Annotated in this window: 24 protein-coding genes; 17 read left to right on the top strand and 7 right to left on the bottom strand. The window is 71.3% G+C overall.

Features of this window, described 5'->3' with window-relative positions; all coding sequences use genetic code 11:
- Positions 1-14 precede the first annotated feature (14 nt).
- The 3 genes from JYK18_RS02360 to JYK18_RS02350 are packed head-to-tail and all read left to right on the top strand — an operon-like array spanning position 15 to position 3,839.
- Entirely contained in the window at positions 15-704 is a 690-nt protein-coding gene (locus JYK18_RS02360; protein WP_374195042.1) for a hypothetical protein, read from the top strand.
- An 11-nt stretch (positions 705-715) separates the two neighbouring features.
- Positions 716-2,866: an NAD-dependent DNA ligase LigA gene (gene ligA / locus JYK18_RS02355; protein ID WP_206800130.1), complete on the top strand. Its 2,151-nt coding sequence runs from the start codon at positions 716-718 to the stop codon at positions 2,864-2,866.
- A gap of 49 nt (positions 2,867-2,915) precedes the next feature.
- Positions 2,916-3,839: a TIGR03621 family F420-dependent LLM class oxidoreductase gene (locus JYK18_RS02350; protein WP_206800128.1), complete on the top strand. Its 924-nt coding sequence runs from the start codon at positions 2,916-2,918 to the stop codon at positions 3,837-3,839.
- 610 nt (positions 3,840-4,449) lie between these two features.
- Here JYK18_RS02350 and JYK18_RS02345 read toward each other — a convergent pair.
- Entirely contained in the window at positions 4,450-5,103 is a 654-nt protein-coding gene (locus JYK18_RS02345) for an amino acid-binding protein (protein ID WP_206800126.1), read from the bottom strand.
- Positions 5,104-5,333: 230 nt separating this feature from the next.
- Between JYK18_RS02345 and gatC the strand changes: the two genes are divergently transcribed.
- From gatC to JYK18_RS02315, 6 genes are read left to right on the top strand one after another with little or no spacing between them, the layout of a single operon-like run.
- Positions 5,334-5,630: an Asp-tRNA(Asn)/Glu-tRNA(Gln) amidotransferase subunit GatC gene (gene gatC, locus JYK18_RS02340; RefSeq protein ID WP_206800124.1), complete on the top strand. Its 297-nt coding sequence runs from the start codon at positions 5,334-5,336 to the stop codon at positions 5,628-5,630.
- Positions 5,631-5,632: 2 nt separating this feature from the next.
- Positions 5,633-7,147: an Asp-tRNA(Asn)/Glu-tRNA(Gln) amidotransferase subunit GatA gene (gatA, locus tag JYK18_RS02335; RefSeq protein ID WP_206800122.1), complete on the top strand. Its 1,515-nt coding sequence runs from the start codon at positions 5,633-5,635 to the stop codon at positions 7,145-7,147.
- Positions 7,144-7,344 carry a hypothetical protein gene (locus tag JYK18_RS02330; RefSeq protein ID WP_153030014.1) on the top strand — a complete coding sequence of 67 codons (201 nt, stop codon included), beginning with the start codon at positions 7,144-7,146 and terminating at the stop codon, positions 7,342-7,344. Before gatA ends, JYK18_RS02330 begins: the two co-directional genes overlap by 4 nt.
- Positions 7,341-8,846, top strand: a complete 1,506-nt coding sequence (gene gatB, locus JYK18_RS02325; RefSeq protein ID WP_206800120.1) for an Asp-tRNA(Asn)/Glu-tRNA(Gln) amidotransferase subunit GatB — start codon at positions 7,341-7,343, stop codon at positions 8,844-8,846. The genes JYK18_RS02330 and gatB overlap by 4 nt, the downstream gene beginning before the upstream one ends.
- Positions 8,847-8,905: 59 nt before the next feature.
- Positions 8,906-9,352, top strand: coding sequence for a hypothetical protein (locus JYK18_RS02320; RefSeq protein ID WP_307795757.1), 447 nt, complete (start codon positions 8,906-8,908; stop codon positions 9,350-9,352).
- A 24-nt stretch (positions 9,353-9,376) separates the two neighbouring features.
- The gene (locus JYK18_RS02315; protein WP_206800117.1) at positions 9,377-10,129 is read left to right on the top strand and encodes a cupin; all 753 of its coding nucleotides are present in this window, start codon (positions 9,377-9,379) and stop codon (positions 10,127-10,129) included.
- Between the two features lie 294 nt (positions 10,130-10,423).
- Here the strand turns inward: JYK18_RS02315 and JYK18_RS02310 are convergent, their stop codons facing one another.
- A complete protein-coding gene (locus JYK18_RS02310; protein ID WP_206800115.1) occupies positions 10,424-11,623 on the bottom strand; it encodes a PQQ-dependent sugar dehydrogenase in 1,200 nt (399 codons plus the stop codon).
- A gap of 68 nt (positions 11,624-11,691) precedes the next feature.
- Here JYK18_RS02310 and JYK18_RS02305 point away from each other — a divergent pair, with 68 nt between their 5' ends.
- Complete coding sequence (locus tag JYK18_RS02305; RefSeq protein WP_206800113.1) at positions 11,692-12,600, top strand: 2-hydroxyacid dehydrogenase; 909 nt, start codon at positions 11,692-11,694, stop codon at positions 12,598-12,600.
- 59 nt (positions 12,601-12,659) lie between these two features.
- Positions 12,660-13,292, top strand: coding sequence for a DoxX family protein (locus JYK18_RS02300; RefSeq protein WP_374194980.1), 633 nt, complete (start codon positions 12,660-12,662; stop codon positions 13,290-13,292).
- 60 nt (positions 13,293-13,352) lie between these two features.
- On the opposite strand, the gene ilvD is transcribed toward JYK18_RS02300, so the two are convergent.
- Positions 13,353-15,197, bottom strand: coding sequence for a dihydroxy-acid dehydratase (ilvD, locus tag JYK18_RS02295; protein ID WP_206800111.1), 1,845 nt, complete (start codon positions 15,195-15,197; stop codon positions 13,353-13,355).
- A 94-nt stretch (positions 15,198-15,291) separates the two neighbouring features.
- On the bottom strand, positions 15,292-15,738 hold the full coding sequence (locus JYK18_RS02290; protein WP_206800109.1) for a PH domain-containing protein: 447 nt from the start codon (positions 15,736-15,738) through the stop codon (positions 15,292-15,294).
- Positions 15,739-16,026: 288 nt separating this feature from the next.
- Here JYK18_RS02290 and JYK18_RS02285 point away from each other — a divergent pair, with 288 nt between their 5' ends.
- From JYK18_RS02285 to JYK18_RS02270, 4 genes are all read left to right on the top strand, one after another.
- The gene (locus JYK18_RS02285; RefSeq protein ID WP_206800107.1) at positions 16,027-17,871 is read left to right on the top strand and encodes an acetolactate synthase large subunit; all 1,845 of its coding nucleotides are present in this window, start codon (positions 16,027-16,029) and stop codon (positions 17,869-17,871) included.
- The gene (gene ilvN / locus JYK18_RS02280) at positions 17,868-18,374 is read left to right on the top strand and encodes an acetolactate synthase small subunit (protein ID WP_113693759.1); all 507 of its coding nucleotides are present in this window, start codon (positions 17,868-17,870) and stop codon (positions 18,372-18,374) included. Before JYK18_RS02285 ends, ilvN begins: the two co-directional genes overlap by 4 nt.
- A 30-nt stretch (positions 18,375-18,404) precedes the next feature.
- Positions 18,405-19,418 (top strand): ketol-acid reductoisomerase, encoded by a 1,014-nt coding sequence (ilvC, locus tag JYK18_RS02275; protein ID WP_206800105.1) that lies wholly within the window; start codon positions 18,405-18,407, stop codon positions 19,416-19,418.
- Between the two features lie 66 nt (positions 19,419-19,484).
- On the top strand, positions 19,485-19,712 hold the full coding sequence (locus JYK18_RS02270; protein ID WP_206800103.1) for a DUF397 domain-containing protein: 228 nt from the start codon (positions 19,485-19,487) through the stop codon (positions 19,710-19,712).
- A 2-nt stretch (positions 19,713-19,714) separates the two neighbouring features.
- On the opposite strand, the gene JYK18_RS02265 is transcribed toward JYK18_RS02270, so the two are convergent.
- The 3 genes from JYK18_RS02265 to JYK18_RS02255 form a co-directional block, all read right to left on the bottom strand.
- Complete coding sequence (locus JYK18_RS02265) at positions 19,715-21,052, bottom strand: ankyrin repeat domain-containing protein (protein WP_206800102.1); 1,338 nt, start codon at positions 21,050-21,052, stop codon at positions 19,715-19,717.
- A 130-nt stretch (positions 21,053-21,182) separates the two neighbouring features.
- Positions 21,183-21,986: a TIGR03620 family F420-dependent LLM class oxidoreductase gene (locus JYK18_RS02260; RefSeq protein ID WP_206800100.1), complete on the bottom strand. Its 804-nt coding sequence runs from the start codon at positions 21,984-21,986 to the stop codon at positions 21,183-21,185.
- The gene (locus JYK18_RS02255; RefSeq protein WP_206800098.1) at positions 21,983-22,876 is read right to left on the bottom strand and encodes a TIGR03620 family F420-dependent LLM class oxidoreductase; all 894 of its coding nucleotides are present in this window, start codon (positions 22,874-22,876) and stop codon (positions 21,983-21,985) included. Before JYK18_RS02255 ends, JYK18_RS02260 begins: the two co-directional genes overlap by 4 nt.
- A gap of 89 nt (positions 22,877-22,965) precedes the next feature.
- On the opposite strand from JYK18_RS02255, the gene JYK18_RS02250 reads away from it, so the two are divergent.
- A complete protein-coding gene (locus tag JYK18_RS02250) occupies positions 22,966-23,532 on the top strand; it encodes a TetR/AcrR family transcriptional regulator (protein ID WP_206800096.1) in 567 nt (188 codons plus the stop codon).
- Positions 23,533-23,700: 168 nt separating this feature from the next.
- Positions 23,701-25,299, top strand: a complete 1,599-nt coding sequence (serA, locus tag JYK18_RS02245) for a phosphoglycerate dehydrogenase (protein WP_206800094.1) — start codon at positions 23,701-23,703, stop codon at positions 25,297-25,299.
- The last annotated feature ends 163 nt before the right edge of the window (positions 25,300-25,462 follow it).

The raw sequence follows: 25,462 nt of genomic DNA, 5'->3' as shown, positions 1-25,462 counted from the left end.
TCGCGTACGTGGGTATCCGGGACCTCTTCCGCCGTAAGCAAGCCACCCCCGATCCGCGGACGGAGTGGCCGGAGCAAACCGTGCCCGAGGATCCCGAGGCCGCCGCGGTGGCCTTCTGGGAGCGCTGGTTCGAACTGCTGCCGGAGATCAGCGCGGCGCTCGGCGACCGCGAACCGCAGCGCGTGGAGCACGAGCTGTGCCAGGCGGTCGCGCTGGTGCACCCGGACCTCCAGTTCTCGCTGGACCGCGGGCAGCGCGCGATCTACTCGCTCGTGCTGACCTCGCAGGAGGACCCGGAACTGCGCCGCTACACCGACGCGTGGAAGGCCGCCGCGCCCGCCGAGGACGCGATCTGGGAGTACCACGACTCGGTGCCGCCGGTGCCGGACCCGGCCGAGGTGACGGTCAACCTCGGCGCGCACCGCATCCCGCTCGGCGAGGTGCGGGTGGTGGCCCAGGTGGACGAAGCCGAGCAGGTGGTCGACGTGGCGGTGTTCCACCCGCTGCTCGCCGAACTGTCCGCCGAATCGCGCCAGGCGATGACCTTCCTCCCGCTGGACGCCACGCTCGGCGAGCGGCTCGCGGCGGAACGCCTGCGCCGCGTGGAAACCGCCGAAACCGAACCCGCGGAGACCATCACCCTGGTGGAGCTTCGAGCGATCGTGCACGGGCTGTCGACCGAAAATGTCGGTGGCACGGACTAGTCTTACCCCTTGTGAGCAGCGAAGAACTTCCGTCAGACCAGGTCGCACCCGAGGCCGCGCAGGACATCGCGGACGTCCCAGCCGACGTCCGCGAGCGCCACACCGCGCTCGCCGAGGAGATCCGCGGGCACCAGTTCCGGTACTACGTGCTGGACTCGCCGACCGTCTCGGACGGACAGTTCGACGTCCTGCTGCGCGAGCTGGAGGAACTGGAGGAGGCGCACCCCGGACTGGCCACTCCGGACTCGCCGACGCAGCGGGTCGGCGGCACCTTCTCCACCGAGTTCACCGCGTACGACCACCTCGAACGCATGTACAGCCTGGACAACGCGTTCGACGCCGAGGAGCTGGCCGCCTGGGTGGAGCGCACGGAGAAGGAGATCGGCTCCACGCGGTACCTGTGCGAACTGAAGATCGACGGCCTGGCGATCAACCTGCTCTACGAGAAGGGCAAGCTGACCAGGGCGCTGACCCGCGGCGACGGCCGCACCGGCGAGGACGTCACGCTCAACGTCCGCACCCTGGACCAGGTGCCCGACCGGCTGACCGCCACCGACCGGTTCCCGGTGCCGGACCTGGTCGAGGTGCGCGGAGAGGTGTTCTTCCGGGTGGAGGACTTCACCGAGCTGAACGCGCGGCTGGTCGAGGCGGGCAAGCCGCCGTTCGCGAACCCGCGCAACACCGCGGCCGGTTCGCTGCGGCAGAAGGACCCGAAGGTGACCAAGAGCCGCAAGCTGCGGCTGATCTGCCACGGGCTGGGCAAGCGCGAGGGCTTCGAGCCCGCGCGGCAGTCCGAGGCCTACGACGCGCTGGCGGCCTGGGGGCTGCCGGTTTCCGCGCACACCAAGGTGCTTTCCTCGGCCGCGGAGCTGAGCGAGCACGTCGAGTACTGGGGTGAGCACCGGCACGACGCCGAGCACGAGATCGACGGCGTGGTGATCAAGGTCGACCAGGTGTCGCTGCAGCGCCGCCTCGGCACCACCTCGCGCGCGCCGCGCTGGGCGATCGCCTACAAGTACCCGCCCGAGGAAGCCACCACGAAGCTGCTCGACATCCAGGTCAACGTCGGGCGCACCGGCCGGGTCACCCCGTTCGCGGTGATGGAGCCGGTGAAGGTGGCCGGGTCCACCGTGGCGATGGCCACCCTGCACAACGGGGAGGAGGTCAAGCGCAAGGGCGTGCTGATCGGCGACCGGGTGGTGATCCGCAAGGCCGGTGACGTGATCCCCGAGGTGCTCGGGCCGGTGGTGGACGCGCGCACCGGCGAGGAGCGCGAGTTCCTGATGCCCACGCGCTGCCCGGAGTGCGGGACGAAGCTCGCCTACCAGAAGGAAGGCGACGTCGACATTCGCTGCCCGAACGCGCGGACCTGCCCGGCGCAGCTGCGCGAACGGCTGTTCCACCTGGCCGGGCGGGGTGCCTTCGACATCGAGGTGCTCGGCTACGAGGCGGCTTCGGCGCTGCTGGAGGCGGGCGCGGTGGCCGACGAGGGTGACGTGTTCGACCTCGACGAGGCTCGACTGTCCGAAGTGGAGTTGTTCCGCACCAAGGCCGGGGAGCTGTCGGCCAACGCGCGGCGGCTGCTGGCGAACCTCGACTCGGCCAAGGATCGTCCACTGTGGAAGGTCATTGTCGGTTTGTCGATCCGGCACGTCGGGCCGACCGCGGCGCAGGCGCTGGCGCGGGAGTTCGGCTCGCTGGCGTTGATCGAGGAGGCCACCGAGGAGCAGCTGGCCGACGTCGACGGCGTGGGGCCGACGATCGCGCACGCCGTGCAGGAGTGGTTCGAGGTCGACTGGCACCGCGAGGTGGTGGAGAAGTGGCGCCGGGCCGGGGTGCGGATGGAGGAGGAGCGCGACACCTCCATCCCGCGTAACCTGGAGGGTTTGTCCATTGTGGTCACCGGCTCGCTGGAGACCTTCTCGCGTGATGAGGCCAAGGAGGTCATCATGGCGCGGGGTGGCAAGGCGGCCGGGTCGGTGTCGAAGAAGACGGCCTTCGTGGTGGTCGGGGATTCGCCGGGGTCGAAGTACGACAAGGCGGTCCAGCTGAAGGTGCCGGTGCTCGACGAGAACGGGTTCCGGGTGCTGCTGGACCGGGGCCCGGAGGCGGCGGCGGAGGTCGCGCTGGTCACGGAGGAGCCCGCCGCTTCGGCAGAGTGACGTCCGAAAACCGCCAGCTTCTTCGCGGCTGCTTTCCGAGGATCGGCTCATGCGTGAGTTCCGGTTCGGGGTGGTGGCGGAGTCCGTGCGCGATGGCGCGGGACTGATCGAGACGGCGAAGGAGGCCGAACGGCTCGGGTACTCGACCCTGCTGGTCCGGGACCACTTCGTCACCGAGCCGTTCGGCGACCAGCTGTCGCCGATGCTGGCGCTGACCGCGGTGGCGGCGGCGACCACGCGGTTGCGGGTGGGCACGCTGGTGCTGTCGAACGACTACCGGCACCCCGTGCTGCTGGCGAAGGAGGCCGCGACGCTGCAGCACCTGTCCGGCGGGCGGTTCGAGCTGGGCATCGGGGCGGGCTGGCTGCTGGACGAGTACGAGCGCGCCGGGCTGCCCTTCGACGCGGCGGGTGTCCGGGTGTCGCGGCTGGGGGAGTCGCTGAGCGTGCTGGACGGGTTGTTGAGCGGGGAGAAGCTGACCTATTCGGGGGCGCACTACCGGGTGCGGGAGCTGTCGGTGTTCCCTTCTGCTGGTCGGCCCCCGCTGCTGGTCGGGGCCGGGGGCAAACGCATGCTGCGGCTGGCCGGCGCGGTCGCGGACACGGTCGGCATCCTGCCGATCGCGCTGCCCGGCGGGAGCATCTCGGATGCCATGTCGGAGCGTTCGGCCGAGACGATGACGCGCAAGGTGGGCTGGGTGCGCGAGAGCGGGCGGGACGTGGAGCTGAGCCAAATCCTGTCGTTCGACCTGGCCGACGACCACCGCGCGGCCGCGGAACGCACCGCGCGCAGCCGGGGCTGGGGCGCCTCGGCGGCGGACTTCGTGCTGGCCATGCCCTCGCGCGTGACGGGCTCCGCCACCCGAATCGCCGACGAACTGCAGTCGCGGCGGGAGCGGTACGGCCTGAGCTACCACGTCATCTCGGACCGTGACATGCACGCTTTCGCCCCGATCGCCGCCTCCCTGCGGTGATGTCTTTTTGCGCAAACCACTCGACCGAGGGACACCCACGCCCCGAAAGCCACCTTCGTGTCACCCGCCGAGGCGCCGCTCGCCCGGCCGAGGCGCCTCCGGAAGCCGCTCGCTCCCAGCCGAGGCGCAGTGAAAGCCACATTCACTGCGAAATCGGCAGTGAATGCCACCTTCACAGCACGAGCCCAGGCCCGGCCGCCTGGATCCGGGGGGCTTCAGCTTCGATCGCCAGGCGTCAGCCCGCGCAGGCGAGGTGTCAGCCCGCGTAGGCGAGGTGTCGGCCCGCGCGTGGGCAAAAGTGTCTGCCCGCGCAGGTCAGGGCGTCAGCCTGCGCAGACGAGGTGCCAGCGCCCAGGCCAGGTGTCTGCCCGCGCAGGCCAGGCACCAGTTCGCGTAGGCGAGGTGTCAGCCCGCGCGCGGGCAAAGTGTCTGCCCGCGCAGGTCAGGGCGTCAGCCTGCGCAGACGAGGTGCCAGCGCCCAGGCCAGGTGTCTGCCCGCGCAGGCCAGGCACCAGTTCGCGTAGGCGAGGTGCCAGCGCCCAGGCCAGGTGTCAGCTCGGGCAGGCAAGGTGCCAGGTCAGGCGTCAGCCCGCCCAGGTCAGGCCGGGTGTCAGCCGTCCAGGACTACGGCGACTATGCCGGCCAGGTGCGCCAGGCGCGCCACCTCCGCCGCCCGGAACATCGGGCCGCCCGGCCGGCCCACCAGCAGGGCCCGGTCCGGCTTCCCCAGCGGCGTCGCGGCCAGCTCGGTGCCGAGTTCCTTCCACGTGTCCGGGATCCACGCCGCCTCGCTGTCCAGCACCGTGGCGCGCTCCAGCGGCAGCCACGGCAGGTCCGTGATCGGCGCCTCGGGCGCCGCCGCGGAGGAGGCCAGGCGTTGCAGCGAGTCGCCCGCCGGGGTGACCACGATGGCCCAGCCCGACCGGATGATCCGCGGCACCCCCTCGGCCAGCAGGTCCAGCCCGGTGTTCGGCGTCGCCGCGATCTCCTCGACCAACTCCAGTTCGCGGTGCGTGTCGAGCACGCCCGCGTACGGCCGCACGGCGTCGACCTCCACGCCTTCCACGCTCTCGGCCGCGGTGATCAGCGCGTCGGGCAGGCTGCCGGTGGGCAGCTCGACCACCAGGTCGTCGATGGCCACGCCGCTGGTGCGTTCCACCACGTCCACGCTGAGGATGTCGGCCCCGACCGTGCCCAGTGCGGTGGCCACCGCGCCGAGGGTCCCCGGGCTGTCCGGGAGCTGGACCCGGATCAGGAACGACACAGCGAACCCCTCTCACGCCGGGCGCGGAGCCTCGCCGTCCACGCAGGTGCCGGGCGCCGATTGTGGCAGACGGAGATGACGATGGGGATTCGCCGTCCGGGTCGCGGGACGCGCGGGGACGCCACCGTCACCGATGACCCCCGATAACCCAGTCGAGTCCGCCGGTGCGGTGACCATAGACTGACGACCTCGGAAGAACCGACCCGACACAGCCACGGAGAGTCACTCGCGTGCCCAACATTTCCCGCGACGAGGTCGCACACCTGGCGAAGCTCGCCAGGCTGGCCGTCACCGACGAGGAGCTGGCCACCTTCGCCGGCCAGCTCGACCAGATCCTGGACGCGGTGGCCAAGGTGGGCGTCGTCGCCGACCAGGACGTTCCGCCCACCTCGCACGCCGTGCCGCTGACGAACGTCTTCCGCGAGGACGTCGTCCGGCCCAGCCTCGCGCAGGAGCAGGCGCTCTCCGGCGCGCCGGCCGCCGAAGAGGGCCGGTTCCGCGTGCCGCGCATCCTGGGGGAGGAGTAAGCATGTCCGAGCTGACCAGGCTCACCGCCACCGAACTGGCGGACAAGATCAAGTCCCGTGAGGTCTCCGCGGTCGAGGTCACCCAGGCCCACCTGGACCGGATCGCCGAGGTCGACGGCGCGCTGAACGCGTTCCTGCACGTCGACACCGAGGGCGCGCTCGAAGCCGCCCGCGCGGTCGACGCCGACGCCGCCGAGGGCCGCCAGGCCTCGCCGCTGGCCGGCGTGCCGCTCGCGCTTAAGGACGTGCTGACCACCAAGGGCCTGCCGACCACCTGCGGCTCGCGCACGCTCGAAGGCTGGCTCCCGCCGTACGACGCCACCGTCACCCGCAAGCTCCGCGACGCGGGCGTGGTGATTCTCGGCAAGACGAACATGGACGAGTTCGCGATGGGCTCCTCCACCGAGAACTCCGCCTTCGGGCCGACCCGCAACCCGTGGGCGCACGACCGCATCCCCGGTGGCTCCGGCGGTGGTTCCTCCGCCGCGATCGCCGGGTTCGAGGCGGCGCTGGCCATCGGCACCGACACCGGCGGCTCGATCCGCCAGCCCGGTGCGGTCACCGGCACGGTCGGCGTGAAGCCCACCTACGGCGGCGTGTCCCGCTACGGGCTGGTCGCCTTCTCCTCCTCGCTGGACCAGGCTGGGCCCTGCGCGCGCACCGTGCTGGACGCGGCGCTGCTGCACGAGGTCATCGCCGGGCACGACCCGCTCGACTCCACCTCCATCGACGCCCCGGTGCCGCCGGTGGTGGCCGCCGCCCGCGAGGGCCTCAACGGCGACCTCAAGGGCGTGCGCGTCGGCGTGGTCAAGGAGTTCTCCGGCGAGGGCTACCAGCCGGGCGTGCTGCGCTCCTTCGAGGCGGCCGTCGAGCAGCTGCGAGAGCTCGGTGCCGAGGTGGTCGAGGTCTCCTGCCCGAACTTCACCCTGGCGCTGTCCGCCTACTACCTGATCGCGCCGAGCGAGGCGTCGTCGAACCTGGCCCGGTTCGACGCCATGCGCTACGGCCTGCGCGTCGGGGACGACGGCACGCACAGCGCCGAGGAGGTCATGTCGCTGACCCGCGAGGCCGGTTTCGGCCCCGAGGTCAAGCGGCGGATCATGCTCGGCACCTACGCGCTGTCGGCCGGCTACTACGACGCCTACTACGGCTCGGCGCAGAAGGTCCGCACGCTGATCACCCGCGACTTCGACAACGCCTTCGCCAAGGTGGACGTGCTGGTCAGCCCGACGACGCCGACCACCGCGTTCAAGATCGGCGAGCGGGTGGACGACCCGATGGCGATGTACCTGTCCGACATCTGCTCGATCCCGTCGAACCTGGCCGGCAACGCCGCCATGAGCATCCCGAGTGGACTGTCCGAAGAGGACGGTCTGCCGGTCGGGCTGCAGATCATGGCCCCGTCGCTGGCCGACGACCGGCTGTACCGGGTCGGCGCCGCCTACGAGGTGGCGCGCGACGCGGCGGCCGGTGGCCCGCTGATCCACCGCGTCCCGGAACTGGAGGCAGCCAAGTGAGCAAGAAGAACCAGATCCGCGGGCTGATCGCGCTCGGCACCTCGGCGGCCAGCGCGACCAGCGCCTTCTCCGGCGTCCGCAAGGCGCGGGAGGACAAGGACAAACTGACCATGGTCAACGCCGTGGCGAGTGCCGTGGTGGCCATCACCGGTGCCCTGCTGGCGGTGCGCACGCTGCGGAAGGACGGGAAGAAGTGACGGCCGTGGCGGAAACCATGGACTACGCCGAGGTCATCGAGCGGTTCGACCCGGTGCTGGGCCTCGAGGTGCACGTGGAGCTGTCCACGAACACCAAGATGTTCTGCGGCTGCGAGAACCGCTTCGGCGGCGAGCCCAACACGCACGTCTGCCCGACCTGCCTCGGCCTGCCCGGCGCGCTGCCGGTGGTCAACGGGCGCGCGGTGGAGGGGGCGATCCGGATCGGCCTGGCGCTCAACTGCGAGATCGCGCAGTGGTGCCGGTTCGCCAGGAAGAACTACTTCTACCCGGACATGCCGAAGAACTTCCAGACCTCGCAGTACGACGAGCCGATCGCCTTCAACGGCCACCTCGACGTCACCCTCGACGACGGTGAGGTCGTGCGCATCGAGATCGAGCGCGCGCACATGGAGGAGGACACCGGCAAGTCGCTGCACGTCGGTGGCGCCACCGGGCGCATCCACGGCGCCGAGCACTCGCTGCTCGACTACAACCGCGCCGGCGTGCCGCTGATCGAGATCGTCACCAAGCCGATCACCGGCACCGGTGAGCGCGCCCCCGAGGTCGCCCGCGCCTACGTCACCGCGCTGCGGGACCTGCTGCGCGCGCTGGAGGTCTCCGACGTCCGGATGGACCAGGGCTCGCTCCGCTGCGACGCCAACGTCTCGCTGATGGCCAAGGACGCCACCGAGTTCGGCACGCGCACCGAGACCAAGAACGTCAACTCGCTGCGCAGCGTCGAGCGCGCGGTGCGCTACGAGATGACGCGCCAGGCGGCGATCCTGGTCGGCGGCGGGTCGATCACCCAGGAGACGCGGCACTTCCAGGAGGCCGACGGCACCACCTCGTCCGGTCGCACCAAGGAAACCGCCGAGGACTACCGGTACTTCCCGGAGCCCGACCTGGTGCCGATCGCGCCGTCGCGGGAGTGGGTCGAGGAACTGCGCGGCACCATGCCCGAGCTGCCGTGGGAGCGGCGCAAGCGGGTGCAGGCCGAGTGGGAGCTGACCGACGCGGAACTGCGCGACCTGATCAACGCGGGCGCGGTCGACCTGATCGCGGCCACCGTCGACAAGGGCGCGAGCCCGGCCGACGCGCGGGGCTGGTGGGTCTCGTACCTGACCCAGCAGGCCAACAAGTCCGGTGTGGAGCTGGGCGAGCTGGCGATCACCCCGGCGCAGGTGGCGCGGGTGATCGCGCTGGTCGGGGAAGGCGCGCTGACCAACAAGCTGGCCCGCGAGGTGGTCGACGGCGTGCTCGCCGGCGAGGGCGAACCGGACGAGGTCGTGGAGAAGCGCGATCTGAAGGTCGTCTCGGATGATTCGGCGCTGTACAAGGCGGTCGACGAGGCGCTCGCGGCGAACCCGGACATCGCGGAGAAGATCCGCGGCGGCAAGGTGCAGGCAGCGGGCAAGATCGTCGGCGACGTGATGAAGGCGACCAAGGGCCAGGCCGACGCGAAGCGCGTGCGGGAACTGGTACTGGAACGGGTCGGCACCTGACCTTGGCGGATTTCCGACAGGTTCCCTGGTGGCAGTGGCTCGGGTTCGGGGCGGGGGTCGTGGCGTTCGGCGCCATGTTCCTGCCCTGGACCGAGCTGACCGCCGCCGATCCCGAGGTCGCCGAGGCGTTGCGCGAGCTGCCCGCCGGTGACGTGGTGCGGTCGGCGTGGAACTCGGGCTTCTTCGCCTGGGCCGCGCCGGTGCTGTTGCTGCTGGCCGGGGTCGTGGCGGTGGTGTTCGGGCGGTCGCGGGCGGCCAGGGTGAACGGGCTGCCGCACCTGTGGCTGGTCGTCGCCGTACTGTCGCTGGGGTTGCTGGTGCTCGGCTGGTGGCTGATCGACTGGCAGTTCGCCGAGGACCAGCGCGAGGTGCTCCTGGCGGGCGGGGTGTCGATCGAACCGGCGATCGGCCGGTTCCTGGGGCTGGCCGCCGCGGCGGCTTCCGTGGCAGGCTCGGTGTTCGACGTCCGAGCCGCGCGGGCCCAGTACCGGGGAGCCAAGCGGTAACCACTGCTGGCAGGAGTACGCGCGATGTCGCATGTCCCGCTTCCCGGCGCGGTCGGGGTTTCGCACCTGAGCTGCTACGAATGGCTGGCCGAGGACGGGGTGCGCGGTGGCAGCCCGCACATGCACCTGACCTGCACCGAGGCCTACGTGGTCACCGGCGGGGTCGGCGCGGTGCAGACGCTGACCGTGGACGGGTACCAGGAGAACGACCTGTCGGCGGGGTCGATCGTGTGGTTCACCCCGGGCACCGTGCACCGGATGATCCAGCGGGAGGACCTGCGGATCACCGTGTTGATGCAGAACAGCGGCCTGCCCGAAGCGGGGGACGCGGTGTTCACCTTCCCGCCCGCCGTGCTGGCCGACCCGGCGGCGTACGCGGAGGCGGCGGCCCTGCCCGCGAAGGAGGGCCCGCTCGCGGAGGCGGCGGCTCGGCGTCGGCGGGACCTGGCCGTCGAGGGGTACCTGGTGCTGCGGGAGGCTGCCCGGGACGGTGACGACGGGCCGATGCGGGAGTTCCACCGGGCGGCCGCGGCGATCGTGGCGCCGAAGGTGGCGCGCTGGCTGCCGATCTGGCAGGAGGGCGCGCTGGCCGCCGCCGAACGCACGGGCGCCCACCTGAAAGCCCTCCTCGACGGCGACGCGAGCCACCTGGCGCAGGCGCGGGTCGTGACCGCGACGCCCTCACGGCACGGGGGCTACGGCATGTGCGGCCGCCGGGACGAGTACGAGCTCCCGGGCATCACGGTCCCGGACGCCATCCGAGCCGCCAAGCCCTGATGTCACGAAGCCACCTTCGTGCTCTGGTGGGCGCGGCGTCGGTGCAGTGAAAGCCACATTCACTGCGGAATCGGCTGTGAATGCCACATTCACTGCGGCGTCGGTGGGGTGGATGCGCCCCTTCGTGTCCTGGTGGGTGCGGCGTCGGTGCTGTGAAAGCCACATTCGCTGCGGAATCGGCTGTGAATGCCACATTCACTGCGGCGTCGGTGGGGTGGATGCGCCCCTTCGTGTCCTGGTGGGCGCGGCTTCGGTGCAGTGAAAGCCACATTCACTGCACCACCGAAGGGGGGATCAGTCCTTGCCCGGGATGGCGGCGCTCGGCTGGATGACGATGAGCACCACCCGGTCATCACTGGAGACGGGCTCCCCGCCGTCCTTGTTGACCGTGCCCGCCACCGCCAGTTCCGCGCTGATCTGCTCCATCCCGGCCAGCCGCCCGTAGGTGCGGCTGTTGTTCTGCCCGTCGAGCGTGACCGAGGGCTTACCGCTGATCGAGCCGTCCGTGGCGATCGGCAGGTTCTGCATGTTCCCGGCGGTCGACGTGGCGACCATGATCAGGCTCGTCCCGTCCACGCACCCGGCCACGCCCGGCCGGTCCGGCCAGGTCCACGCCGGCGAGGTCAGCGCCTGCCCCGGCGTGACGCGGTACAGCGCGTCCTTGTCGGCGGCGCGGTCGGTGACCCACAGCCGCGAGCCGTCGGGGGACTTGCACAGCCCGCCCGGCTGGGTCAGCCCACTGGCCAGCACGGCCGACGACGGCGTCGGGTTGCCCTGCGCCGGCTGGCCGGAGGTGTCGATGCGCAGCACCTTGCCCGCCAGCGAGTTCGGGTCGGCCGCCGCGGCCGGGTTGCCCGCGTTGCCGGTGGCCACCAGCAGCGCGCCGTTGCCGTCCGAGGTCAATGAGCCCCCGTTGCCGCTGCTCCCGCGCGGAATCCCGGTGAGCACCGGTTTCGGCTGCTGCCCCCTGGCGAAGCGCACCACCCGGTTGTCCGTCGGCGTGGTGACGTAGGCGAAGACCAACTGGTCCTCGGCGAAACTGGGGGACAGGGTCAGCCCGGTCAGCCCGCCGCCACCGGTGGCGTCCACCGCCAGCTCGGCGTACTGCTCCTTCTCCGCCCCCGAGGTCACCTGGAACACGCGCCCGCTCTTGCGCTCACCGGCCAGCGCCGCCGGGGTCTGCCCGCCGGGCAGCGCGGCCACCGCGGCGACCGTGTCCAGGCAGGTGCCGATCACCGCTTCGTCGAAGTCCTTGCAGCCCTGGGGCGGTGGGACCGAGGTCGGCGGCGCCGACGGGCCCGGCTTGCCGGGGGCGGAACCCTCCGCGCCGGGCAGGTTCGGCTGCGGCCCGGCCTGCGGGGTCAACTCCGGGGCCGGCTTCCAGTCCGAGGCGGTCGGCGTGCCGTCGAAGTCGGCGCAGCCGGACAGCAGCAGGATGCCGCAGGCCAGCGGGGCCAGCGGCCAGTGGGCGATCCGCCGTGACCTGGTGCGCATGATCTCCAGAGCGTAGGCGCCCGCCCGTGAACCTCGGGTGAGCGCCCCGACCGGCTAACGTGGTGATCATGCCGCTCATCGTGCTCGTGCCCGACGAAGACGGCGTGACCGCGCTCTCCCGCGTTCCCGGGGTGAAACCCGTGCGGTACACGCCAGGTTCGGAGCTGCCGCCGGAGGCCGCCGAAGCGGAGGTCCTGGTCCCGGGGCCGGTGCGCTCGGCGCCCGAGCTGCTGCCGCGGCTGCCGAAGCTGAAACTCATCCAGTTGCTGTCGGCGGGTGCCGAGGACTGGATCCCGGTGGTCCCGCCCGACGTGCTCCTGTCCACCTGCCGCGGCGCGCACGGCGGGGCTACGGCCGAATGGGTGGTTGCCGCGCTGCTGTCCATCTACCGGGAACTGGGGCAGTTCGGTGCCGATCAGGCCGCCCGCGTGTGGAACCGGCACAGCACCGACACCCTGCAGGAGCAGCGGGTGCTGATCATCGGCGCCGGTGACCTCGGCAGGCAGCTGCGCCGCAGGCTGGAGCCGTTCGACACGCACGTGACCATGGTCGGGCTGACCGCCCGCGAGGGCGTGTCCGGCGTGGAGGAGCTGCCCGCGCTGCTCCCCGAGCACGACGTCGTGGTGCTGATGGTGCCGCTGACCTCGCGCACCCGCGGCATGGTCGGCGCGGAGTTCCTCGCCTCGATGCGGGACGGCGCGGTGCTGGTCAACGCCGCGCGCGGGCAGGTGGCCGACACCGACGCGCTGGTCGCGGAACTGGGCACGGGCAGGCTGCGGGCCGCGCTCGACGTGGTGGACCCGGAACCGCTGCCCGCCGACCATCCACTGTGGACGATGGAGGGGGTGCTGCTGACCCCGCACGTGGCCGGCGCCGCCCGGGGCTCGCGGCGGCGCTCGTACGCGGTCGCGGCCACCGAGATCGGCCGGTACGCCAGCGGCGAGCTCCCGGACAACCTGGTCCACGGGGAGTACTGAGCCCCGCGATTTCGCGCGTAGGGCATGCGCCGGACAGCCGTATCCCTTACCCTGCGCGCGTGAGCACTCACGATGACGACTATCGGACGAGCGGCACCGGCGGCGGCAGCCTGTTCGACGACAGCGCCTACTCCACCACGCCGACCAGCCTGATCGACGAGGTCGAGGACAAGCCGGCCAAGGACACCAGCACCCGCTGGCACGGCGGGCTGGACTTCGGGCTGCTGCTCCTGCGCCTGGTGCTCGGCGGCACGATGGGCGCGCACGGCCTGCAGAAGCTGTTCGGCTCGTTCGGCGGCCCCGGCATCGACGGCTTCGCCGGGTACCTGCAGCAGCTCGGCTTCACCGGGCAGTTCACCCTGCTGTCCTGGATCACCGCGCTGAGCGAGGTGGTCGGCGGCGTGCTGCTGGTGCTGGGGCTGTTCACCCCGATCGGCGCATCGGCCCTGCTCGGGGTGACCGCGAGCATCGTCTACGTCAAGTTCGGCGGGGGCTTCTTCAGCGCGGCGGGCAAGGGCTTCGAGTTCGAGCTGCTGCTGGCCACGGCCGCGCTGGCGCTGCTGTTCACCGGCTCGGGCCGGATCGCGCTCGACGTGAACACCCCGTGGCGCCGCAAGCCGATGCCGTTCGCCATCTTCGGCCTGCTGATCGCCGCCGCGGCCTCGGTGCTCATCCTCACGCTGTTCCGCTGACCAATGCTATGAGTGGGGCATTACTTGCAATCAACGCTAGTAATGCCCCACTCATAGCAATCAGCGGTTCGGGTCGCGGACGGCGCCGGTGTCGGCCGAGGTGGCCATCCGGGCGTAGGCGCGCAGCGCGCTGGTGACCGGCCGCTGCCGTTCCGCGGGCTGCCACGGCCGCTCGCTGGCGTCCATCTTCGCCCGCCGCTCCGCCAGCACGTCGGCGTCGACGAGCAGTTCGAGCCGCCGCTCACGCACGTCCAGCAGGATCTCGTCGCCGTTCTGGACCAGGCCGATCGTGCCGCCCGCGGCCGCCTCCGGCGAGATGTGCCCGACCGAGATGCCCGACGAGCCACCGGAGAACCGGCCGTCGGTGATCAGCGCGCACTTCTTGCCGAGGCCCGAGCCCTTGAGGAACGCGGTCGGGTGCAGCATCTCCTGCATGCCCGGCCCGCCCGCCGGACCCTCGTACCGCACCACCAGCACCTCACCGGCCTGGATCTGCTTGCCGAGGATGACCGAAACGGCCTCCTCCTGGCTCTCCACCACGCGCGCCGGGCCCTGGAACCGCCACAGCGACTCGTCGATGCCCGCGGACTTGATCACTGCGCCGTTCTCGGCGAGGTTGCCGCGCAGGATGGCCAGGCCGCCGTCGGCGGTGTAGGCGTGCTCGACGTCGCGGATGCAGCCGCCGGCCGCGTCGGTGTCCAAAGAGGACCAGCGGTTCTCGGTGGAGAACGCCTTCGTGGTGCGCACCCCGCCCGGCGCCGCGTGGTACAGCTCGATCGCCTTCGCCGACGGTTCCGCGGCGCGGATGTCCCAAGTGGACAGCCACTCGGCCAGCGTCGGCGTGTGCACCGAGGTGACCTCCTCGTTGAGCAGGCCGCCGCGCCACAGCTCACCGAGGATCGCCGGGATGCCACCGGCGCGGTGCACGTCCTCCATGTGGTAATCGGAGTTCGGCGCCACCTTCGACAGGCACGGCACGCGCCGGCCGATCGCGTCGATGTCGTCGATGGTGAAGTCGATCTCACCCTCCTGCGCGGCGGCGAGGACGTGCAGCACGGTGTTCGTCGAGCCGCCCATCGCCATGTCCAGCGCCATCGCGTTCTCGAAGGCCTGCTTGTTCGCGATGGTGCGCGGCAGCGCGGTCTCGTCGTCCTGGCCGTACCAGCGCTTGCACAGCTCGACCACGGTGCGGCCCGCCTCGGCGAACAGCTCGCGGCGCGCGGCGTGCGTGGCGAGCGTGGAACCGTTGCCCGGCAGGGAAAGCCCGAGCGCCTCGGTCAGGCAGTTCATCGAGTTCGCGGTGAACATGCCCGAACACGAACCGCAGGTCGGGCAGGCCGAGCGCTCGACCTCGTCCAGCGCCTGCTCGTCCACCGCCGCGTTGGCCGAGGCGGAGATGGTGGTGATCAGGTCGGACGAGGGGTGCGCCACATCACCGACCACCACGGCCTTCCCGGCCTCCATCGGACCGCCGGAGACGAAGACCACCGGGATGTTCAGCCGCATCGCGGCGTTGAGCATGCCCGGGGTGATCTTGTCGCAGTTGGAGATGCACACCAGCGCGTCGGCCTGGTGCGCGTTGACCATGTACTCCACCGAGTCGGCGATGATCTCGCGCGAGGGCAGCGAGTAGAGCATGCCGCTGTGGCCCATGGCGATGCCGTCGTCGACGGCGATGGTGTGGAACTCGCGCGCGACGCCACCGGCTTCGGCGACGGCCTCGGCCACGATGTCGCCGAGGTCCTTGAGGTGCACGTGCCCCGGCACGAACTGGGTGTAGGAATTGGCGATGGCCACGATGGGCTTGCCGAAGTCGCTGTCGGTCATCCCGGTGGCACGCCACAGGGAACGGGCGCCCGCGGCGTTGCGGCCGTGGGTGGTGGTGCGGGAGCGCAGCTGAGGCACGGCTCCTCCGTAACTTGTGCTCGAAAAAACTCAGGAGTTCGGCCCAGGCGCGGGTGTGCGCCACAGGGCCATGCCGGGAGCGGTACGCCCGAGATTACTCCTCGTCGGCGCGCTTCCCACCGGGGTCGTCGGCCAGCTGCCCACTGGGGTCGTCGAGCCGGCCGCCGCTGACCAGGCTGAGCACCGGCAGGTGCCGGGTGCGCACGGCGGGCAGCGCCACCCTGGTGTCGTCGCCGAGCACCGCGACCACCTTCGACTTCTCGGTCAGCGAGAGGCCCTTCATCGACGCCCACGGCAGCACGCGCTTGCCGAACACGGTGCGCACGGTCAGCCCGTCGCCGTCGGCGGTGGTGCGCGTGCGCAGCACCCACGCGCCGAGGGCCAGCGGGACCAGGTAGAGCACCTGCAGGCCGGGCAGGGTGAATGCGACCGGGGTCACACAGACGGCGAGGAAGAGCACGGCCAGGATCGCCGTACCGGGTACCCGGAAGATCGCCTTCGGGGCGGTGGGGGCGTTGTCCTGCGGTGTTTCTTCGGCCACCCCAAGATGGTGCACCGCGCGCGGGGCGCCCTTCGAGCGGGGTCCGGGCTCCCAGCATCCGGACACACCGTCCCGCAGAGTTGACACCCTCGCGGTCGAAGGATTAACGTCCGTGCCGTGACACCGCAGACCGGCCTCGTACTTCCTCAGCGCGTCGACGCTTAGGGAGAGCCCGCTGCGTCGACGCGCGACCCTCGTGCGACCTTTATCGGTCGGCGGGGGTTTTTTGTTGCCCCAGCCCCGTTTGCCACCCGAATGAGTGACACCGACACCCACGAGGCAGAACCGATGACTAGCGCCACCTCGCGATCGGAAACGAACGCCGGGCCGCCCGCCGCAACGGGCCAGTCCGGGCACCGTCCGAAGCCCACCCCGCCGGCCGGCACCCCGGTCCGGGTGACCGGGGCCCAGTCCCTCGTGCGCTCGCTCGAGGCCGTCGGCGCGGAGGTGGTGTTCGGCATTCCCGGCGGCACCATCCTCCCGGCCTACGACCCGCTGCTCGATTCGACGAAGGTGCGGCACGTGCTCGTCCGGCACGAGCAGGGCGCCGGCCACGCGGCCACCGGCTACGCGCAGGCCACCGGCAAGGTCGGGGTGTGCATGGCCACCTCGGGCCCGGGTGCGACGAACCTGGTCACCCCGCTGGCCGACGCGAACATGGACTCGGTGCCGGTGGTCGCCATCACCGGGCAGCAGAGCCGCGCGCTGATCGGCACCGACGCCTTCCAGGAAGCCGACATCTGCGGCATCACCATGCCGATCACCAAGCACAACTTCCTGGTCACCAACCCGGTCGACATCCCGCGGGTGATCGCCGAGGCCTTCCACCTGGCGGCCACCGGCAGGCCCGGCCCGGTGCTGGTGGACATCCCCAAGGACGTGCTGCAGGAGACCACCTCGTTCAGCTGGCCGCCGGAGATGCGCCTGCCCGGCTACCGGCCGACCCTGCGCCCGCACGGCAAGCAGGTCCGCGAGGCGGCCAAGCTGATCGCGCGCTCGCGCCGCCCGGTGCTCTACGTCGGTGGTGGCGTGATCAAGGCCAAGGCGTCGAGGCAGCTGCTCGAACTGGCCGAGACCACCGGCATCCCGGTGGTCACCACGCTGATGGCGCGCGGTGCCTTCCCCGACTCGCACCAGCAGCACCTCGGCATGCCGGGCATGCACGGTTCGGTCGCCGCGGTGGCCGCGATGCAGCGCGCGGACCTGATGATCGCGCTGGGCGCCCGGTTCGACGACCGGGTCACCGGTCAGCTGTCCTCGTTCGCGCCGGACGCCACCGTGGTGCACGCCGACATCGACCCGGCGGAGATCTCCAAGAACCGCAAGGCGGACGTGCCGATAGTGGGCGACTGCGCGGAGATCATCAACGAGCTCATCGCCGCCGTGCACGCGGAGAACGACAAGCCGGACCTCAGCGCGTGGTGGACGCAGATCGACTCGTGGCGCGGCACCTTCCCGGCCGGGTACGAGTGGCCGGTCGACGGCACGCTCTCGCCGCAGTACGTGATCGAGCGGATCGGCCAGCTGGTCGGCCCGGACGCGATCTACACCGCGGGCGTCGGCCAGCACCAGATGTGGGCCGCGCAGTTCATCAAGTACGAGAAGCCGGCCACCTGGATCAACTCCGGGGGGCTCGGCACGATGGGCTTCGCCGTGCCCGCCGCGATGGGCGCGCAGTTCGGCATGCCGGACAAGCAGGTCTGGGCGATCGACGGCGACGGCTGCTTCCAGATGACCAACCAGGAACTGGCCACCTGCGCCATCGAGGGCGCGCCGATCAAGGTCGCGGTGATCAACAACGGCAACCTCGGCATGGTCCGCCAGTGGCAGAACCTCTTCTACTCGGAGCGGTACTCGAACACCGATCTCGGTACGCACAAGCACCGCATCCCCGACTTCACCCTGCTCGCCGAGGCGCTCGGCTGCGCCGGTCTCCGCTGCGAGACCAAGGAGGAGGTCGACCAGGTGATCCAGCGCGCGATGGAGATCAACGACCGCCCGGTGGTGATCGACTTCGTGGTCGGCAAGGACGCCCAGGTGTGGCCGATGGTGGCCGCGGGCACCGGCAACGACGAGATCATGGCCGCGCGCGGCATCCGCCCGCTCTTCGACGACGACGAGGTGTCGCAATGACCAACCACACGCTGAGCGTTCTCGTGGAGAACGTGCCCGGTGTGCTCGCCCGGGTGTCCGGGTTGTTCTCCCGCCGGGGCTTCAACATCGAGTCCCTCGCCGTCGGACCCACGGAGAACCCGGAGGTGTCCAGGATGACGATCGTGGTGGCCGTCGACGAGTTACCCCTCGAACAGGTCACCAAGCAGCTCAACAAGCTGGTCAACGTCATCAAGATCGTGGAGCTCGAACCGTCCACCGCGGTCCGCCGCGAACTGCTGCTGGTCAAGGTCAGGGCCGACGCCACCGTGCGCAGCCAGGTGCTCGAGACCGTGCAGTTGTTCCGGGCCAAGGTGGTGGACGTTTCGCCGGAGTCGCTGACCGTGGAAGCCACCGGTACCAGCGACAAGATCGGTGCGCTGCTGCGCATGCTCGAGCCGTACGGTGTGCGGGAACTCGTGCAGTCGGGCATGGTCGCCGTCGGCCGCGGTCCGCGTTCCATCACCGCAACCAGTACTCGCTAAGCAATTTCTCGGAAGGAAGCAGTAACCCTCATGGCAGTGGAAATCTTCTACGACGACGACGCCGACCTCAGCATCATCCAGGGTCGCAAGGTCGCCGTGATCGGCTACGGCAGCCAGGGGCACGCGCACGCGCTGAGCCTGCGCGACTCCGGCGTCGACGTCCGCATCGGCCTGCCCGAGGGATCCAAGTCCCGGGCGAAGGCCGAGGAGCAGGGCCTCAAGGTGCTCACCCCGGCGGAGGCTTCGAAGGAAGCCGACCTGATCATGATCCTGGCGCCGGACACCAAGCAGCGCTTCATCTACGCGGACGACATCGAGCCCAACCTGAAGGACGGCGACGCCATCTTCTTCGGGCACGGCTTCAACATCCGCTACGAGCTGATCAAGCCGCCCGCCGGGATCGACGTGGCCATGGTCGCGCCGAAGGGCCCGGGCCACCTGGTGCGCCGCCAGTTCGTCGACGGCAAGGGCGTGCCCGCGCTCATCGCGGTCGAGCAGGACGCCACCGGTGGCGCCGAGGCGCTCGCCCTCTCCTACGCGGCGGCCATCGGCGGCGCGCGGGCCGGGGTCATCAAGACCACCTTCACCGAGGAGACCGAGACCGACCTGTTCGGTGAGCAGGCGGTGCTCTGCGGTGGCGCGTCCGCGCTGGTGCAGACCGGGTTCGAGGTGCTGACCGAGGCCGGTTACGCCCCGGAGATCGCCTACTTCGAGGTGCTGCACGAGCTCAAGCTGATCGTCGACCTGATGTACGAGGGCGGCATCGCCCGCCAGCGCTACTCGGTGTCCGACACCGCGGAGTACGGCGACCTCACCCGCGGCCCGCGGGTGATCACGCCGGCGGTGAAGGAGGAGATGAAGAAGATCCTCGGCGAGATCCAGGACGGCACCTTCGCCCGCGAGTGGGTGGCCGAGGACGAGGCCGGGCGGCCGAAGTTCACCGAGCTGGAGAAGCAGGGTGCCCAGCACCCGATCGAGGAGACCGGCCAGAAGCTGCGCGACCTGATGTCGTGGGTGGACCGGCCGATCACCGAGACCGCCTGATCGGTTCGCGAACGCGGCCCCGGTTCGGAATGATCTTTCCGGGCCGGGGCCGCTACCGTGTGCGGCATGGACGACAAGGCGCACATCCGGCACGCACTCGATCTTTCCGCCGCGCAGTGGCGGCAGGCGGGGCCGGAGGGCGAGGTGGCCTTCGTGCCGCACACCGACGGGGTCACCTACATCGCCCTGCGCAAGGCGGGCGCGGACACCGTGCTGGTGTTCACCCCGTCCGAGTGGACCGCCTTCCGCGCCGGCGTGCACGACGCCGAATTCGACCGCCCGGCCGACCTCTGACCTCACCGCTCGCGTAGCAGGGCGGCGGCCGCCGGGTGGCCGCCGAATTCGGCCCAACTGAGGGCGTCGCCGTGGTGGTTGTGGTCGCGCAGGGTGCGGTCGGCACCGGCGGCCAGCAGCAGCGAGATGGCGTCGAGGTGGCCGTGCTGCGCGGCCAGGTGCAGGGCGGTGACGCCCTCCCCGTGGTCCGGCCCGCCGAACGTGCCGCGCCGGTTCGGGTCCGCGCCCAGCTCGAGCAGGCGGCGCACGGCCCGCACCTTGCCACCGGCGGCGGCCCAGGTCAGGGCGGTGCCCCGGTAGACGTCGGCGTCGATCCGCGCGCCGCGCGCCACCAGGGCCGAGATCGCGTCGGCCTGGTCGTTGCGCGCCGCCCACGAGAGGGCTTCGTCGAGCACCTCACCCGGATCGGAGGAGGGCCGCCAGCGCGGGAAACCGCTGTGCGGCCGGTAGAACTCCCGATGCGCACCTGCCTCGGTGTGACCGGCGGCCAGGTCCAGCCGTCCCAGTCCGGCGGCCACTCGCAGGTTCCGCGGCCACACCGACCGCGCGGCCAGTACCTCCGCCGTCTCCGTGTGCCCCCAGAACAACGCGACCACCAGCGCGGTCCCACCGTCACCGCGGGCGGAGAGGTCCGTCCGCGCCCCGGCGTCGAGCAGCAGGCGCGCCAGGTGCGGCAGCCCGGTGTACCCGGCCTGGTGCAGGGCCGTCCAGCCGTGCGCGTTCGCGTGGTCGACGTCCGCGCCCGCGTCCAGCAGCACCCGCACCAGGCGTTCGTCGCAGGTGGCACCGGCCATGCCGAGCAGGTCGTTGCCGTTGGTGCCCTGGGCCTCGACCAGGTGCGGGAAGCGCGCCACCGCGGCGGAAAGCCCGGCCACGTCCCGTGCTTCCAGCGCGCGGTAGGCGAGGGTGAACGGTTCGTCCCCGAGCTCCCGGACGTGCCGCACCAGTGACGCCCAGCCGTCGAAGCCGTGTTCCCGCGCGACCACCGTGCGCGCGCCCGCCCTGGTCAGCGGCGCCTCGGCGGCGGTGAACGAGGCCACCGCCGCCGGGGTGCCGTCCTTCGCCGACGCGAGCAGGCCGAGCGCGCGCTCGGCGTAGTAGTGCGGATCCGGGTGGTAGGCGTGCCGCAGCTCCGGCCCGAACCGGTGCAGCCTGTCCACATAGGACTTCAACTTCGGCCAGCTGGGAAAGCCCTGCTCGTGCGCGATCACGTGCTGGGCGTCGGCCAGTTTCACCGGGCCGCGGGCGGAGCGGAGCCGCTCGACGGCGGCGGGATCACCGGCGCGGTGCGCCTTCAGCAGGTCCTTCGCCCGCTTGCGCAGTTGTTCGGCGTTGAGCACGGCACTTCCTTCCCCACGCCCGTCGTCCGCCGGCCGGGCAGGAAGAAAGCACTGCTGGCATGGGGTGGAACCGGGGTGGGCTCGGCCCTGCCCGCGGACGGGACGCGGCCCCGGCCGCGCCCGGCCGACGCTACACCAGCCCCGCGAGCACCCGCCACTTCTCGCGCAGGCCGTCGCCGAGCACCTGCACGCACACGTGGTCGGCCCCGGCGTCGAGGTGGGCGCGGATCCGGTCGTGCGCCGCCTGCTCGCCGACGGTCACGATCGCCGACACCAGCCGGTCGCTGACGTCGGTGAGGTCCTCGTCGGTGAACCCGAGCCGCCGCAGGTTCGCGCGGTGGTGCGCGGCCAGTCCGACGTAGCCCGCGACGAATTCACGGGCCGCGCCCGGGTCCGGGTCCAGTACCACGGTCTGCTCGACCGCGAGGTATCCCTTGGGCCCCAACGCTTCCCTGGCGATCGCGGTGTGTTCCGGCGGGACGAAGTACGGGTGCGCGCCATCGGTGCGCGTGGCCGCCAGCTCCAGCATCCGCGGTCCGAGCGCGGCCAGCACCCGGCGGGGTGGCGCGGCCGGAACGCTGAGGTCGGCGGCGTCCATGCCGTCGAGGTACTCGGTGATCCTCCTCAGTGGACGGTCGCCGGGCAGGTGCCCGCCGAGGCCGAGCACGAACCGGTCCGGGTGCGCCTCGGCGAGCGTTCGTCCGGCGGCGGCCGCGGCGTGCGGGCTGCGCTCGCTGAACCGCGCGATGCCCGTCGCGACGGTGAGCCGCCGGGTCGCCGCGAGCAGCAAACCGGCCTGGGTGAAGGCTTCCCGGCCGCGGTACTCGCCGAACCAGATCGAATCGAACCCCAGTTCCTCGATCTCCCGCGCCGCCTCGACGACCTCGCCGACGGGCTGCTCGTCGAAGGCGAAGGTCCAGATCCCCACGCTCACCCGGTCACCTCCAGCAGGGCGGGCGCGAGCTTCGCCAGCATGTCGACCTGCGCGGGCAGGTCGCCGGTGGACGGGGTGACCAGCACGTGGTCCGCCCCGGCGTCCAGGTGCTCGCGCACCCGGCGCGCGATCGCCGCCTCGTCACCCCAGGCCACCGCCGCGTCGATGAACCGGTCGGTCAGTTCGGGCTCGTAACCGAACCGGCGCCAGGCGTCGGCGTACGGCTTCACTTCCAGTCCATAACCGAGCCAGGAACGCTGGCTTTCCCGTGCCCGCACCGGATCCGTCTCCAGCAGTACGTTCACCTGCGGGATGAGCAGCCTGTCCGGACCGAGGATTTCGCGGGCGAAAGCCGTGTGCTCGACCGGGGTGAAGAACGGGTGCGCGCCCTCCGCGCGCTCCCGCGCCAGTTCGAGCATGCGCGGCCCGACCGCGGCGAGCACCCGCGGGAACTCCACCGGGGGCGGGTTTTCCGCGGCTTCGGCGTCCATCGCGGACAGGTAGTCGCGCATCTGGGACAGCGGCCGGTAGTCACCGCCGGTTTTGGCCGCCTGGAAGGCGTGCCCGATGCCGACGCCGAGCACGAACCGGCCGGGATGGGCGGCGGCCAGGGTGGCCGCGCCGGTCTGCAGGGTGGCGGCCGGGCGGTACCAGACGTTGGCGATCCCGGTGCCCAGGACCAGATTCCGCGTATCGCCGAGCAGAATTCCGTGGATCGCGAGTGCTTCCCGCGCGCCGACGCCTTCGCCGCTCCACAGCGAGCCGTACCCCAGCCCGTCCAGCCTGCGGGTTTCCCGCCGTTCAACGTCCACGGGCGGCTTGAGCGGGGCGTTCGCCAGCCAGACCCCGACCGCGCCCAGCGACGCGCGGGTCCGTTCGATCAGTTCCATGAAGTCCCTAACATGAGGCAGCCTCCGGTTAACTCGGCCGACTATACGGAGGCTGCCTCCGAAACGCCAGGGGCTATGCTCGGACAGCGATGACCACCGTGAAACCCCTGCGTGCCGACGCCAGGCGCAACTACGACCGGCTGCTCGCCGAGGCCGGTGCCGCCTTCGCGCGGGACGGCGTCGACGCCTCACTGGAGGACGTCGCCAAGGCCGCCGGGGTCGGCATCGGCACGCTCTACCGGCATTTCCCCACGCGTTCCGCGTTGCTGGAGGCGCTGCTGCGCGAGCAGTTCGACGGGCAGGCGGAACTGGGCAGGGAACTGCTCGGCCACGACCGCCCCGGCGACGCGCTGTTCCGCTGGCTGCACGAACTCGCCGTGCTGTCGACCAGCTTCCGAGGTCTCATCGAGACGGTCGCGGTGGCACTCCGGGACGAAACGTCCGAGTTGTACGAGTCGTGCCACGCCATGCGGGCCATCGGGGGAGACCTGGCCGATCGGGCGCGGGCGGCGGGTGAACTCCGCGAAGACGTCGCAACCGAGGACATGTTGCTGCTGGTCAACGGGGTAGCGTGGGCCTCGCAGCACGATCCGGTCGGGGACCAGAGCGTGCCCGTCCTGCTCGAACTTGTTTTCTCCGGGTTGCGTCCCAGTTAACGAGATGGGTCTCCAGCGGGCTAAACTGCGCTGGGTCCGGGCACACCGTGGTGGCCGGTCAGCGGAGGTGGGGCGCGAGCGGAACCCTGGCACGGATCGGCTGGCCGCAGGAAAAAAGCGTTGCCACTCAAGCACTTTCTGCCGAATCCGAATATTGGGAGCCGCATCGTGACCACGCCCAGCAAGCCCGTCGTACTCATCGCGGAGAAGCTCGCGCCGTCCGTGCTGAGCGTGTTCGGCGACGAGGTCGATGTCCAGCATGTGGACGGCACCGACCGGCCGGCGCTGCTCGAGGCGGTGAAGGGGGCCGACGCGCTGCTGGTGCGGTCCGCCACCAAGGTCGACGCCGAGGTGCTCGGCGCCACCAGCAGGCTCAAGGTGGTCGCGCGGGCCGGGGTCGGCCTGGACAACGTCGAGGTGCCCGCCGCCACCGAGCGCGGGGTGCTGGTGGTCAACGCGCCGACCTCGAACATCGTTTCGGCCGCCGAGCACGCGGTCGCCCTGCTGCTCGCGGTGGCCCGCCGGGTGCCCGCCGCCGACCAGAGCCTGCGCGGTGGCGAGTGGAAGCGCAGCTCCTACTCGGGCATCGAGCTGAACGGCAAGACCGTCGGCGTGGTCGGCCTCGGCAAGATCGGCCAGCTGTTCGCCCAGCGCCTGGCCGCCTTCGGCACCACGCTGATCGCCTACGACCCCTACGTCTCGGCGGCGCGCGCCGCGCAGCTCGGCATCGAGCTGGTCAGCCTGGACGAGCTGCTCTCACGGGCCGACGCCTTCTCCATCCACCTCCCGAAGACCCCGGAGACCAAGGGCCTGATCGACGCCGAGGCGCTGAAGAAGACCAAGCCGGGCGTGATCGTGGTGAACGCCGCCCGCGGTGGCCTGGTCGACGAGGAAGCGCTCGCCGCCGCCATCCGCGAGGGTCACGTCGGCGGCGCGGGCGTGGACGTCTTCGTCACCGAGCCGACCACCGCCAGCCCGCTGTTCGAGCTGCCCAACGTGGTCGTCACCCCGCACCTCGGCGCGTCGACCGCGGAGGCGCAGGACCGCGCGGGCACGGACGTGGCCCGCTCGGTGCTGCTCGCGCTGCGCGGCGACTTCGTGCCGGACGCGGTGAACGTCTCGGCCGGTGGCCCGGTGGGCGAGGAGGTCCGGCCGTACCTGAGCCTGACCCAGAAGCTCGGCACCGTGCTGGCCTCGCTGAACCCGAAGGCGCCGTCCACGCTGACCGTGCACGTCCGCGGTGAGCTGGCTGACGAGGACGTGAGCATCCTGCCGCTGGCCGCCGAGCGCGGGGTGTTCGCCGGTGTGGTGCGCGACCCGGTCACCTTCGTCAACGCGCCGCGGCTGGCCGAGGAGCTGGGCGTCCGCGTCGAGCTGACCAAGGAGTCGGAGAGCCCCAACCACCGCAGCCTGGTCACCGTCCGCGCGGTGCACGCCGACGGCAGCACGCTGTCCGTCTCGGGTGCGCTGACCGGCAAGGACGAGGTGGAGAAGCTGGTCGAGGTGAACGGCCGCTCGTTCGACCTGCGCGCCGAGGGCAACCTGCTGCTGCTGGAGTACCCGGACCGCCCCGGCATCATGGGCCGCGTCGGGACCCTGCTCGGCGAGGCGGGCATCAACATCGAGGCCGCGCAGATCAGCCAGACCACCGACCGCGCCGACGCGGTGATGCTGCTGCGCGTGGACCGCGCGGTCGACCAGCACGTGCTGGAGCCGATCGGCACCGTGGTGCAGGCGAGCACCATCCGCGCCATCTCGTTCGGCTGAGGCGTTCGCGGCCGCGCGGGAATCACCCCGCGCGGCCGCGCACCAATTGCGAATGCGTAACGGAGCGGATCGGGAACGGCCGGTATTCCCAGGTGGACCGACCGGATCTCATCCGCCCGGGTGGTGCTCACTCGAATGGCCTACCAAAGTAGGTGCATTCTGC

The sequence above is a fragment of the Amycolatopsis sp. 195334CR genome, assembly GCF_017309385.1.
Lineage (GTDB): Bacteria > Actinomycetota > Actinomycetes > Mycobacteriales > Pseudonocardiaceae > Amycolatopsis.
Note: the sequence above shows the minus strand (reverse complement) of the source record. Positions and strands in the feature narration are given on the sequence as shown.